This is a genomic window from Streptomyces olivochromogenes, assembly GCF_021538895.1.
GTDB classification, from domain to species: domain Bacteria; phylum Actinomycetota; class Actinomycetes; order Streptomycetales; family Streptomycetaceae; genus Streptomyces; species Streptomyces olivochromogenes_A.
The window spans coordinates 81,453-94,756 of the sequence record NZ_JADDRL010000012.1 but is presented as its reverse complement, the minus strand read 5'-3'; the positions used below and the strand labels follow the sequence as shown (position 1 = coordinate 94,756).

Genomic DNA, 13,304 nt, shown 5'->3' with positions numbered 1-13,304 from the left:
GGCTGTGGAGACTGGTGAATGCGGCCCGGGAATTCCGCTCAGCGGATGAGCAGTTCGACGTCGGCCGCGACGCGGGTCAGCTGCTTCTCGATGGACGCGGTGATCTCCCGCGCGAGCCGGCCCCCGTCGCCGGACTGGAGGCTGGACGAGAGCGCCTCGGCGAGTTCGGACTCCTGCCGCGAGGACTGCTCCCGCAGCTTGCGCACCATGCCGGCCTCGCCACCCAGGCGGCGGAGCACCCGGGGAACGTCCTTGTCCCCGATCTGGCTCATGATCCCCTTCTTGACCTTGTCGACGCCGGCGAAGATGACCGCCCCGGCGACCAGGACCGCGAAGGGGCCGGTGGCCATGAGCAGAGCGGCACCGGAGCCGAACAGGGTGGCGGCGATGATCCCGGAGATCACGACGTTGACCAGGTTGCTGAGGTTGTTGAGCACGTCGGTCGCCGCCGAGGTGTCGACCTCCACCGTCAGTTGGCCGCCGCTCATGGTGACTTCCGGCAGGGTCAGTGCCGAGGGTTCCAGGTTCCACCGGCGGCAGATCACCGCGGTGTGCTGGGTGAGCTCGGGGCGCAGTTCGGCCATCCAGTCGGAGAGGATCTTCTGCAGGGCGGCGTTGTGGGTGGTGTTGAGGTCCGCGCCGACCCCGGCCACGATCCGATCGCGCATGTCGTCGATCGTCGCGATGTCGCCGTCCCGCCAGGCACGGACCGCCGGGATGACATGGTTCTCGGTGAGGCCGCCCGCCACGGTCTCCGCCATCTTCCCGGTGAGGTCGGGAAGTCGTTCCTCGACGAGACCACTCACCGCGTCCGTGGCGAGGAACCGTTCGACGTCGGCGCGGAAGCCCCGGGTACGCTGGTCCATCCGGCCGGCGAGCGCCAGCCCCCGCGCGATGGCGAACTCCGGCTCCGTGCCGAGGATCACCCGGGCGTCGGTCGCCAGTTCACGGGCGATCTCAGCGACGAAACGCATCCGTGACGGCCCCCCGGTGAGCAGGACCAACTCCAGGTCCTCGCCCGCGTGTTCCAGAGCCGCCGCGAGGTCCTGGCGAAAGGCCTCCGGCCAGGTCCGGTTGGCGAGAGCGGGAAGAGGCTGGGAGAGGATGCGGTCCATGTCGTCCTGCCCGATCGCGAGGAGCAGCTCGATGACGTCGTTGTCCGCCGTGAAGACCTCCTCGGTCCTGCGCACCCGCAACTTGGGATTGCGCTGGAAGCGCTGCGGGTTGGTGGCGAAGAAGCTCTCCTTGAGCTTGCGGGCGGAGATCTCCAGCTGCTCGGCCGCACCCGGGGTCCGGTCCAACTCCGCCCGCAGGCGCGGGGCGTCCGGCGACCGGTCGATGGCCAGCGCGAGCAGGGTCTTGTCGATCAGGTGGGCGCCCAGGACGACGTTGCCGTGGTCGACCGGGCGCCCCGTACCGTCCACGACCGAGGTGTAGTCCGTGGTCGACGAACCGATGTCCACGATGAGTGTCGACGCGACGAGTGCGGAACTGGTCAGTGAGCCGGCCTCCGGGATGTCGCCGGCGTCACGGGCGTACAGCAGGGCGGCCCGCGATTCCGGGATGAGGCTGACGTCGTCGGGGGCGCAGACCTCCGCCAGCAGGTCCCGGTAGTCGGCGACCTGGTCCGCTGTCCAGCCCGACGGGTGGCCGAAGACCCACCGGACCTTGGGGGCGTCGCCGAGGCGGGCCGCGCGTACGTCCTGGACGACGCGGCGCGCGAACAGCTCCAGCGGCATGCGGACCTCCGCCCTTTCCAGGTCCGGGGACTTGAAGGCGACGTACTTTCGGGTGCCCTGGTGATCGAGTGCGTCCTCACCGATCAGGACCTGGCCGTCGTCCGTCACCGAGACGGCCGTGACGAGTTGCTTGCGGTCCCCTCCCAACTCGATGATCTCGGGAGGCGCGTTGCGGTCTCCGAGCGAGGCACCGCCCGCGCGGGTGCCCACATGGACCTTGGTGAGCGCAGTGTCTCCGTGGCCGAGATCGAAGCCGATGACGGCGATGGTGGATTCCTCAGCGGTGGTGATCGCGGCGGCTGTGGTGCCTTCGGTCGTGGTGCCTGGGGTGGTGGTGCTGGTGTAGGTCTCGGCGGTCACGTGGGTCCCCCTTGTGGTGAAGTGACGCCGTCCGGTGGCCTGGTGGCCGGGCTCGGACGGCGATCCGCGGAATTCAGTGGGTTGCTTCGTTACGGGGTGGTGCGTCCGCGTCTCCCGCGGTCGGGCGGGGCCCCGGAGCCGGCCTGACCCGGCCCCGCCGCAGGATCCTGTCGTCCTCGGTGTCGTCGATCAGCACGGGCATCAGCGTCATGCCGGGCGCGCCGGGCCGGGCGCCCTCGACGAAGTCGAAGCACCGCGCGTCACCCGCGAAGCCGGTGTCCTCGGGGTCGTAGGACACCGCTTGGATGCCCCGCGCCGCCAGGGTCTCCGCCAGGTCCTCGATGCGGGCCAGGGCGAAACCCTCGCGCCCCCGCACTCGGGCCGCCAGGACGTCGTGCAGCATGTCGATCAGCTCGTCGTCCTCGCTCCACGGCATCCGTTCGGGCGACCGGGAAGGCGGGGCCGCGGCGGCGGCCGCCTGGTCCGCCTCCTCCAGCGCGGCACGGAATCCGTCGAGCACCTTGGCGACCGTCACCAGGACCGGACCGGAAGGAGGGACCCGGGCCGGGACCGGAGCGGGCGCGGCCTTGCCCGGGGCGAGCCAGATACGGAGCGCCGTCGCCAGCCCCTTGACGGGTCCGGGTGCCGCGCTCGTCGCGTGCCCCGGCGACTTGACGTCACGGGCGCTCGTCGCGTGGCCCGACGCAGGGCCGACACGCGGCGCACGGGCATCGCGTACGGCGTAAAGGGTGAGCGAGAGCGCCGACTTGACGGCGTCCGCGTAGGCGGCCGCCCGCGGGTCGGGCCGGCCGTCGGGCAGCCGGGGCGTCAACGTGGCCAGTGCGTTGGCGAGTTCGTCCGCGGGCGCCGCTTCGCCCAGGGACGCCTGGAGTTCGTCGAGCGCCTTGCTGTAGAGGTCGAGCAGACGGATGGTCGTCACGGCTTCCTCGCTATCGGCAGTCGTTCTTCGGTGGCTGGGGATCCGGCACCGCTCCCAGGGCCCATGTGGTCAGTCCCTGGTCGGTGCCGACGGCGAGCACATGGCCGTCGGGCGAGAACGCGAGTGTCCGGACCACGCCGTCGGCGGTGTAGGTCCGTACTTCGCGGCGGCACTCCGCGTCCCAGAGCCGGACCGACCCGTCCTGGCCGCCCTCGGCGAGCAGCAACCCGTCGGGTCCGAACGCGACGGCCGGCGCGTACCCGTGGCTTCTGCGCGCGAGGAACGAAGGGGTCGGGTCGGGAGCGGACACCGGGTGGAGCACACCCGCTTCGTCCGTCTCCCACAGCCATACGACGGCCTCGGGACCGAGGCGCGAGCGGGGACCGCCTCCGGGCCCCGAGGCGGCGAGCCGGCCGTCGCTGCCGTACGCCACCCTCTCGACGGGTGTGTCGAGCCGCAGGTCGGCGAGCACCTCGCCGTCGCCGACCCGCCAGGTGGTGACGCGCCCTTCCGCGCGGCGCACCCGGCTGACGGCCGTGATCCGCCGTCCGGTCGGGTCGAAGGCGAGGTCCCTGATCCGTGCCGCCTGCCGGGGAGCGCCGTCGGTGACGTCGTCGGCCGGGACGCGCAGGACCCGTACCGCATCGGTCGTTCCCGCCGTCCCGACGACACGGAGGTCTACGGCCGCGTCATGGCGGGCGACGGCGAGTACGCCGCCCGCCGGCCCGAAGGCCATCGGGCCCGGAACCGGTCCGGTGCCGAGCGCCGCCGCAGCGGTGAGGCCGTCCACGGCGGCGACGGCGGCCTCCCCGTCCCGCGTCACGAACGCGATCCGGAGACCCGAGCCGTCGACGGCGAGGAACCTGCCCGGGCCTGCTTCGGGGAAGGCGCCCGACGGCTTCCAGGCGGAGGCGTCGAACGTGTGCGCCCAGCCGTCTCCGGCGGCGTGCAGCCTGCGTCCGTCGGGGCTCCACGCCACGGCGAGCACCGGGCCCTGGACCTCGTGGTCCGCGAGCGGCCGGGGCACCGCCGGCAGCTCCGCCACGTGCGGCGGCCTTCGGCTGGTCACCAGCCAGTCGCCGTCGGCCACGCGCTGGGCGGGCGCGGCGTGCCGACGCAGGACGCGGCCTGGTCCGGCGGCCGTCAGGTCGTGGAGCGAGCCGTCCGTCAGGCGCACGCGGGCCAGCGAGGTCCCCGCGCCGTACGCGTCTCCGGGCGCGCGCAGCCAGCGGACCAGCCGGGCGGAACCGCCCGGGATGCACCACGACAACGCCTCCGTGCCGGGGGCGGGCCGGTGTGCCGGCAGCCGTCGGCCGCCCTGTCCGGCCGCCCACAGCCGGGCGCCCAGCACCACGGCCAGGTCCGGGTCCTCGGCACGCGTCAGCGGGCGCCGCAGGGCAGCCTCAACGGCACTGCGGACGGCGGGCATTCGGGAACCGCCGCCGGTCATGAGCACGTGGGTGATGTCGTCGGGCGAGACGTCGTGCCGGTGCAGGAGACCCCGACAGCAGTCCACCGTCCGCGCGATCAGGTCCTGGCAGAGGACGACGAGCCGCTCCCGGCTGAGCTGGACCACCGGCGACTCCGGGAAGAGCCTGTCCTCCACCGCGTCCACGCCGCTGAGCCGGTGTTTGACCTTGCGGGCGAAGTCGGCGAGGGCCAGGACCCGGCCCAGGGCCGCCGGATCGCCGTCGGCCAGCAGCGGTTCCAGCCACTGCGCACAGGTCGAGCGCAGCCACCTCATCAGGGCGCCGTCGATGTCCCGGCCGCCGCACGAGTCCAGGCTGGCGTGGCCGAGGACCCGTGGCTTCAGGGCCGCCGTGCCGTCGTCGCGCGGGTCGGCGTCGTAGCGCAGCAGAGCGGTGTCGAAGGTGCCGCCACCGAGGTCGTAGACGAGGGCGGTCGCTCCGGCCGGCAGGTGTTCCGGGGGGCGGCAGCCCAGCGCCGCCGCCACCGGTTCCGACAGCAGCTCGGTGTCCTCGAATCCGGCGCGTTCGCAGGCCTGGAGCATGGCGGTCCACTGGAGCCCTTCCGGGGCGTAGCCGGCGGGCACCGTGACGACGGCGCGAGTTACTTGGGCGCCCGCGGGCAGCATGGCGGTGGCCTCGTCGCGTACGGCGGCGAGCAGCCGTGCCACCAACTCCGTGCAGGACACGGCCGTCCCGCCGAGCCGCACCGACTCCCGCTGGCCGAGCAGCCGTTTGAACTCCCGCAGGTACCGCGCCGGGTCGACCTGCTGCCCGGCCTGCGCCGCCGCTCCGAAACGCAGCCCCGTCTCGTCGGCGAACACCGCCGACGCCCAGCGCCACGAGCCGCTCATCGGGTCCTTGACCACCCGGTCGCGGCCGTCGGCGCCGACGAGGACGGCACGGGTGGTGGAGGTGCCGAAGTCCACCGCCAGAACGTGTTCCTCCCGTTCGCCGCCCCGGACCGCCGTGTCGTCCAGGAGCAGGGAGGCGGCGTCCATGCGCATTCCGGTGCCGAGGGTTCCACCGGTCATGAGGCGGCCGACCTGGCCTCGCGGGCGTCGCCGAAGTCCCAGAGACAGACGACGCTGCGGTCTCCCCCGGCCACCCGTACGGGCACGTTGACCTCGGAGAGGAACGTCGTGAGGTACGGCTGGCGGCCTGCCCACCGGGTGGCGAACCAGTCCCCCGCCTCGGCGCGCAGCAGGAGTTCCGCCATGGGGGCGCTGCACAGGGCCACGAGGTCGCCGGGCTGTGTCGTCAGACGTGCGCAGCGCACCTTCGGCGCGGCGGCGGGCAGGCGCAGCGCCTGCTCGGTCGCCGTCGTCCCCGGGGTGAAGACGGGCCGCCAGGTGCCGTCGCGCAGCAGCATGAGGGCGCCGTCGCCGACGCCGAACGCCACGTGCTCGCGCTGCCGGCTGTCTCCGAGCCGGGACAGCAGTCCGGTCAGCGCCACTTCGAGGGCCGCGTCGTCGGACTCGCCCTCCGGCCCCTCTCCCCTGGTCAGCAACCGCATGGAGTGCGCGACTCCTTGCAGCGCGGTCCGCAGCAGCGCGGTCAGGTCGTCGTCGGACCCGGTCGGCTTGAACAGCTGATGACCGAGCGCCTCTCCGTACCGGGCCACCTGTTCGGCGAGGTTGCGGCAGGCGCGGTCGGCGGCCGACTGTGTCCGGCGGCCGTGCGGGGCCCCGGCGGCGACGGCGCTCAGCAGGGTCGGGGTGGGCAGCTCCTCGACGAATCGCAACAGGAACGCGTCGCGCCGGTGTTCGCCCTCCTCCCGTGCGCGGGCCCCGCGCACGGACGCGGCCCGTACGACGACCGGCCCGAGGTCGGCCCCGTCGACGCTGCTGTCCGAGGTCGCGTCCCGGCCGAGCGGGATGCGGCGCGGGATCGCCGGGGACACCGCGTCCGGCCCGAAGGGCGCGTCGCCGCGGGCCTCCGCCTCCGCGAGGCGCTGTCTCATCCGCTCGACGTCCGACCGGGCCGCGTCCCGCTCGGCGGTCAGTTTGCGGACGACGTCCTGCAGCGCCCGCACCTGCCGCAGCGCGGCGGCGATCTCCTCCCGCCCCGGGGACTCCGTCCCCTTGTCCTGCGCCTCCCGGTAGAGCGTGCGCAGCCGGGCGAGTTCCTGTTCGCGGCCGCGCAACAGCTGCTCGACCGAGCCCTTCTCCTGCCGCGCCACCTCCAACTGCGCGCGGAGGTGCGCGAGTTCTTGCGTCGAGGGCCCGAGGACCGGCGCGGCCGGCCTCGCCGGCACGGGCCGCGGCATACGGCGCAGCCTGGTCAGCCACACCGTCAGGACGGCGTTCACCGCGAGCGACAGGACGAGAAAAACGATCAGCCAGGTGGTGGTGGTCATGTTCTGGTGGCTCCCCGTGTGTCGTCCGGATGGTCGGCCCGGTACCGCGGCGGGACGGGACCGGAGAACTGTGCGGCGGTATCGGCGCCGCACGCGGCGGTCGCACGGTTGCGGTCCGTTCGCTCCAGCCGCTGGACGGCCCGCCGGGCGAGTGGCACCGTCACGAACCGGTCCAGCTCGTCCCAGAGTTGGTCGGGAGGCACGTCCCGCGACAGCGCCTCGGCGGCGGTCCGGCTCGCGCCACCCGTCCCGGCGCCGGCCTCCAGCCGGATGTCGTGCAGCGCCGCCCGCAGGCGCCGCGTGCTCAGTTCGGCCGCCACCGTGCGCGCGTCGTGCAGGGCGGGCCCGAGCACGGCGGAGCACAGGGCCGGTATGCCGGACGTCGCCCAGGCGTGCCGGGCCCGTTGGACGACGGGAGTTCCGCGGTCCTCCCGGCGCAGCAGGACGTCCAGGGCGTGTCGCGCGCGCGGCAGCGCCACGGCGTACACGGGCAGCCCCCGCGCGGCGGGGCCCACCGTGTCCGGGACGGCGCCGCGCAGCCAGCCGCCCAGGCCGTCCAGCAGGGCGAGGCCCCGATGGTGCGTCACGGCGGAGACCAACGCCACCGGCGCGTGGCACGGCCCGCCCACGGCCGCCGCCAGCAGCGTGCGGAACGTCCCGGGCAGCGCCTCAGGGCCGGACAGTTCCGCATGCGGCGCCGCCGCGATCACGAGATGCGCGCCGTCGACCAGATCCCGGGCCCGCCGGAGGCCGGCCGCGCCCTCGGGCACGGGCACGTCCGTCACCGTCACGCCCACGCCCAGCGCGTCGGCCAGGGGCCACGGCAGCGGCTCACCGGCGAAGCCGACGGCCAGGGTCACGGGCGTACGGGTCAGGGTCTCGGCCGCCGGGACGCCGAGGGCCAGGCCCGCCGACGTCACGTCCTGGACGCGCCGCCAGGTGCGGGCCACGGCGTCCTCTCCCGCGTACGCCGCGCGGAAGAAGGAACGGCGCCCCTGAGCCGCCCGCACCCGCAGCCAGGTGACCGTCTCGTACCGGTCGACGGTCACGGACCGCCCGCCCGGGGTCTCGGCCGCGGCGCGCAGGAGCCGCCACGCCAGCCGGTCGAGTGTCCCGCGCTGCTCGGCATCGAGACGTAACTCGGGTTGTCCGGCGGGCAGATGGGAGTGGGCGAGCGGTACGGGCCCCGGCACGGCGGCCGGTTCGTACAGCCGGGCCCCCGTCAGCAACGGGACCAGACCGGCCGTACTGGCTCCGGTGCGCAGCACGACGACGCGCAGCACGACCGGCGGCGGCGTATCGGCCCACGGCGACGGATCCGCCGTCGCGGTCAGATCCTCCACCAGCCGGGACGAGAGGCCGTTCGCCGGCCCCGTCACCGTGGCGGCCAGCGAGTGGCACACGGGGAGGATCCCGTGCGCGGTCCCCGTACGTTCCGACGTCATCGCTCACCCCCGCGAGCGCACGTCGGCGGGGAGTACGACGAGACGGCCCCTGTGGTCGTTGGGCCCTCCGCCCGCGTAGGACCGCAGCGGCGTCCACACGACCCACTGCACGTCGAGTTCACTCGCCCCGGACACTCCCTTGACGGTCTCCGGGATCGTGCAGTCCTTCAGGGTGTCCCGGCGTAGCTCCTCCAGGGGTTTGATGATCACCTCGTACTTCGCGGACATGGCCAGCGGGATCAGCAGCCGCGAGACGCGCGTACGCCAGTCGAACCACCAGCTGTCGGGTGCGGCGGGCCGCTGATGGACCAGGCCGCCGAGCACCATGTCCAGCTTGTGCGCGGCGCCCAGCCGGCTGTCCTCGCTCCATCCCTTCGCCTGCAGTCCCTGGCCGGCGGAGCGCAGATGTCCCAGCAGCGCGTTGGTGTAAGCACCGCGCTGCTCCTGGGTGGCGAGGCCCTCGGGCTGCTGTTCCTGGACCAGCGCGATACGCAACTCGGGGTCGAGTTCCACCAGGCACAGGGCCTGCTCGGCGCGGGCGGCCCACGCGAGCCGGAGGTCGGACGACTCCAGCCTGCCGATCCCCTCCTCCGAGAGCCCCAGCTCCTGGAGGATCTCGGGGCGCGACTGTGCGGCGGTCTCCGCCGGGTCGGCGAAGTCGAGAGGAAGCCGCCGGGCCTCGCACAGCCCGTCCGGCAGCCCGGGTACCACCACGTCGGGATCGACGGCATCCTTGCGCGGCACGGCGAAGCCCGCTTCCGACACGGTCACCGCTGCCTTGGCACGCCACCTCACGCGGGCGTCGGCGGGCAGCCGGAGCAGGGCCACGTGGATGCGCTGCCACATGCGGGCGACCAGTTCCGCGCGTGACTCGACCGCCGCGTCGGCCCGACGCTGCGCCGACGGCAGGTAACCCTTCTGCTCCTTCAGCAGGCCCTCTTCGAGGCCCTTCAGCGTCTTCACGAGGTCCGTGAGCGCATCGCCGTCCGGGGCCTCGGACTCGGACTCGGCCGTGCCGTCCTGGGCGTCCAACCCGGAATCCGCACCCTCAACCTCGCCCTGCCCCGTTCCGGAAGGGACATCGCGACGGGTGTCCGCGGACTCCTCGTCGGGCGGATCCGCCTCAGCCGTCCGCGGTCGGTTCGGCTCGTCCTGCGTCCGAGCCGGACCGTCGCTCGTGCTCGTGTCCGCCGCGCCGGTCGTCTCCGTCACCACCACCGGTGTGCCGTCGTCCCGCCCCGCCTCACGAGGTGTCCTCACCTCGACCAGGGCGGCCTCGCGCAAGGCCCAGCTCAGCTCGAACCGTGACCGGTCGAGGGACACCAGGACCTCATGCGGGTCTTCCACGTACGGCGGTTCGTGCCCCGCGATCGCCTGCAAGGAGCGCCAGAACCCGTCCAGCGCGACGACTACGGCCCGGCCGCACTCCGACCGCGCGTCGATGACCGTGGCCAGCTCTTCGGCGCAGGCCATGAGCCGCCCGCGGACTCCCCTCTCCGCCGCGACCGCTTCCGCGTCGCTCATCAGTGCCTCCCGCTGTTGGGGTCCCAGTGGTGGTTGAACCTGGTGGTCGGGCGGTCCATCCGCTCGCGCAGCACCCGTCCGGGGAACTCCTCCACCTGGCGCAGCGATCCGGCCGGCAGGTAGGGAACGACGCCCCGGTGCACGCGCAGCCGTCCCCGGGCGTCGAGGGTGGCGTGGTGCTGGCCGTCCTGGACTGCGGTGAGGTAGCCCAGGTAGACGGGGGCGCCGTCGCCCCGGTCGAGGTAGAACTCGTAGCTGAAGCTGCCCTTGACCTCGGTGGGCGGCACGGTGATCCGTGCCCGGCGTCCCGGCTGGGGCAGTTCGTGCAGGTCGAGCGTCTCGTGGAAGGACTCCGGCAGATAGCCGGTCGGGGACACGGCGGCGTCTCCGTCCAGCTCGGCCTCGGACGGCGGGAACACCTCGACCAGCTGTCGCTCGCCGTTGTCGTCCGTGCCGGCGCTCACGCAGATCCGGCCCGGTACGGAGCAGCTGGGCAGGTCGGCGTCGAAGGCGAGCCCGGGGGCAGCGCCGTCGAGTTCGAGCGCCCGTCCCTCGACGAGCAGATGGGCCGGTCCGTTGCACAGCAGGATGTGGGGGACGAGCCGGTTGTCCAGCTCCAGCTGGTAGCGCACCCCGCGCCCGCTGCCGCTCGGCGGCCGCCAGACCGACGGGCTGGGGATGAAGCCCTCCGCGCTCGCCGAGAGAGCGAGGTCGAACACACCCCACTGCAGGGAGTCGCCCGGTCCGATGTACCGGTGGATCGACAGGACCCGGCTCAGCGGGTTCCAGCCGGTCCGCACCCCGAGCCGGCCCGAGCCGTCCAGTTCGATGTAGGGGTCGCCCGCCCGCAGCAGCGGCGTGACGCGTTCCATCTGGCCGCGCGGCCCGAAGTCGGCCGGCAGGCTGGAGAACAGGCCCTGCAGCCTGATGTCCAGGTCGCTCAGCCGGACGGTGGCTCCGGTGCGTCCGCCGTTGTGGGTGTCGTGGTCGATCTGTCCGGCGACGTTGCGCACCGTGTGGGCCCAGGCCGCGCCCAGCGAGGTCGCCTCCTTGGCGAACGCCACCTCCGCGGACAACTGGGTGGCCTCGTGCCAGCCCAGCTTCCCCTCGCCCTCGCCGTCGGTCCCGTTCTGCCGCAGTTCCGCCTCGACCTGGAGCTTGAGCTGCGCCATCCGGCTGGTACGGCCCGACAGCACCACCTGGTCGAGCTGCGGCTCGGGCAGCTCCCGCAGACCCTGCTCGCGCCGCTGCGCGTTCTCCTCCAGGATCCGCCGGAAGGAACCGCGGACCAGGTCGGCGCCGAGCGCCGCCGCCCGCCGCAGCACCGGCTGCACCAGCTTGTCGAACTGGCCGGAGTCCAGGGTGATCTCCCCGCGCACCTCGCTCAGCCGGTGCGGTCCCGCGTTGAGGATGTTGGCCACCTTGTCGGGCTCCAGTACGGCCTGCTGCGCACCCGGCGCCCCCAGCTCCCGCTTCTTCTGTTCCGCGAGCCGCCACAGCTGGTCGAAGCGCTGCTTGCGCCGGTTCCGCTCGGTCGAGTCCTCCACGCCGATCCAGTCGGTGGGCAGTTCGCTCGCGAGCACCCGGCGGACCTCGTCGGACACGAGGGTGTCCAGCTCGTCCGCGGCCTGTTCGGCCACGGTCTCCGCGTACGAGCGGCGGGGCTTCTGGTCGGCCGTCGCGGTCGGGGCGCTCCCCTGCGCCGCCCCGGCGCCGCCGGCGTCGTCCGTCTCCGGCCGTGCCGTCGGCCTCAGTTCGTCCACCAGCCGAGCCTTGATCCAGTAGAAGACCTGCAGCGTCAGCAGGTCACCGCCGAGCCGCTCGTGGCCGGTGGAGCCCAGCAGTTCGGGCTCCAGCCGGTAGTCGCGGCCCGCCACGAACTCCTGGCCCGGTGCCAGCTTCGGGGTCTGGTCGACCAGCGTCAGCCGCAGCAGCGCGATGTCGGTGGTGCCGCCCCCGATGTCGATCACGAGCATGATGCGCTGCCAGGTGGGCGGGTCCTGCTTCTCCCCGACGCGGCGGCAGCGTGCGCGCAGCGCCTCCAGGCCCGCGTTGAGGTTGTCGGTCAGGTCGCTCATCAGGAAGAAGAGCCCGGCGGCCAGGCCTTCGTCGAAGTCCATGACGACCCGTGGGCCGCCGAGTGCCGCACGGACGAGCTTGCCCAGCTTCTCCCGGACCTCCGGCAGGATGGTCGTCGGATACGTCACGACGACCGTGGCGAACTTGCTCATCGTGTTCAACGCCGGGTTGAGCGTGGTCTGTTCGGCCCCCTCCACCAACAGCAGGTACATGTGCTGGGCCAGGTGGTCGGCCGACATGTCGGTGCCCACGACCGGCTCGGGGGTCAGTTGGAGCGCCGCACGCTTGATGCCGGTCAGGCCCCCGTGCAGGGCGAAGCGGCGGTCCCTGGGATGGTCGGGGGTGGTCCCGTCCTCGTAGTCCTTCTCGCGCAGCGTGCTGGCGGGAGCGCTGGTGAGCTGGCCGGACACGTCCTCGTACTCGACGGAGCGCAGGCCGTGCCGGTGCAGCGGCGGCGTGCCGATGACGTCGGCGTAACCACTGTGCAGGCGCCGGTTCAGCCACTGCCGGAGCTCCGAGCCGGCCTGTTCGCGCAGCGCCTCCACGCGCAGCATCAGGGCGTCGGCCACGTCGGCGTCGCCCACCCGGGCCAGTGCCTCGGCACCGGAGATCTCCGCGCCGCGGCGCGGGAGTGCGATGGTGCCGGAGAGCAGGCCTTCGACTTCCTTGCGCCACTCGGCCGGCGCGTCGGCGGGCGGCGCGAGCAGCTCGGTCAGGTTCTCCGCCAGGGACATGGTCTGCGCGGGGTCGACCAGCCGGGCCCGGATTCGCGTCGGGTCGTGCAGGGTCGCGGTGGACGCGGTCGTACCGAAGTCGATGACGACGAACTCGTGCTCGTGGGTGGTGCCCGTGACGTCCCGCAGGAGCAGGAACTCCTCGTCGTCCTCCACCGGTGGCGGCGGGCCCGGGGCCTCGCCCGGCGGCGCGAACTCCAGCAGCACCCTGCCTCGCGCGGTGCCCGCGTGGTCGTCGGACGCGAAGTCCGCGCTCCACAGGACCTCCAGGCGCAGCGGCTCGTCGTCCGGGGCGAGCGGCGGTCCGGACACGGGGTGGACGAGGGCCGTCGGCAGCGGGGTGTCGGAGGACAGCGTGCGCGGCCCGTCGACGGTGAGCGAGGTGAACTCCTGGGGCACCCAGCAGTCCACCAGGGCCTGGGCCACGTGGGCGGGTACGAGCCCGCCGCTGGGCGTGAGGACCTCGATGCGGGCGGGCAGGTGGACGGTCACCATGCGGCTGCCGCCGCTCTCCTCCTGCGACTGGAGGTGGACCTCGGGCAGGGTGATGCCGTCCGGTCCGGTGTGCAGCCGGAACTGTTTGCGTCCGATGGGGACGACACCGGAGGCCGGGCCGCCCGGCGGCACGCTGAAGGTGATGGTCAGCTCGTTGCTCATG

7 protein-coding genes are annotated in these 13,304 nt (G+C 73.4%); all 7 read right to left on the bottom strand.

Annotated elements, in window-relative coordinates:
- Nucleotides 1-38: 38 nt before the first annotated feature.
- Complete coding sequence (locus IPZ69_RS08445) at nucleotides 39-2,099, bottom strand: Hsp70 family protein (RefSeq protein WP_235453386.1); 2,061 nt, start codon at nucleotides 2,097-2,099, stop codon at nucleotides 39-41.
- 73 nt (nucleotides 2,100-2,172) lie between these two features.
- Nucleotides 2,173-3,039, bottom strand: coding sequence for a hypothetical protein (locus IPZ69_RS08440; protein WP_235453385.1), 867 nt, complete (start codon nucleotides 3,037-3,039; stop codon nucleotides 2,173-2,175).
- A 10-nt stretch (nucleotides 3,040-3,049) separates the two neighbouring features.
- Complete coding sequence (locus tag IPZ69_RS08435) at nucleotides 3,050-5,539, bottom strand: Hsp70 family protein (RefSeq protein ID WP_235453384.1); 2,490 nt, start codon at nucleotides 5,537-5,539, stop codon at nucleotides 3,050-3,052.
- Entirely contained in the window at nucleotides 5,536-6,864 is a 1,329-nt protein-coding gene (locus IPZ69_RS08430) for a protein phosphatase 2C domain-containing protein (RefSeq protein ID WP_235453383.1), read from the bottom strand. The genes IPZ69_RS08435 and IPZ69_RS08430 overlap by 4 nt, the downstream gene beginning before the upstream one ends.
- A complete protein-coding gene (locus IPZ69_RS08425; protein ID WP_235453382.1) occupies nucleotides 6,861-8,309 on the bottom strand; it encodes a hypothetical protein in 1,449 nt (482 codons plus the stop codon). The genes IPZ69_RS08430 and IPZ69_RS08425 overlap by 4 nt, the downstream gene beginning before the upstream one ends.
- A gap of 3 nt (nucleotides 8,310-8,312) precedes the next feature.
- Nucleotides 8,313-9,833 carry a hypothetical protein gene (locus IPZ69_RS08420; RefSeq protein WP_235453381.1) on the bottom strand — a complete coding sequence of 507 codons (1,521 nt, stop codon included), beginning with the start codon at nucleotides 9,831-9,833 and terminating at the stop codon, nucleotides 8,313-8,315.
- The gene (locus IPZ69_RS08415) at nucleotides 9,833-13,303 is read right to left on the bottom strand and encodes a virulence factor SrfB (protein ID WP_235453380.1); all 3,471 of its coding nucleotides are present in this window, start codon (nucleotides 13,301-13,303) and stop codon (nucleotides 9,833-9,835) included. Before IPZ69_RS08415 ends, IPZ69_RS08420 begins: the two co-directional genes overlap by 1 nt.
- Between the last annotated feature and the right edge of the window lies 1 nt (nucleotide 13,304).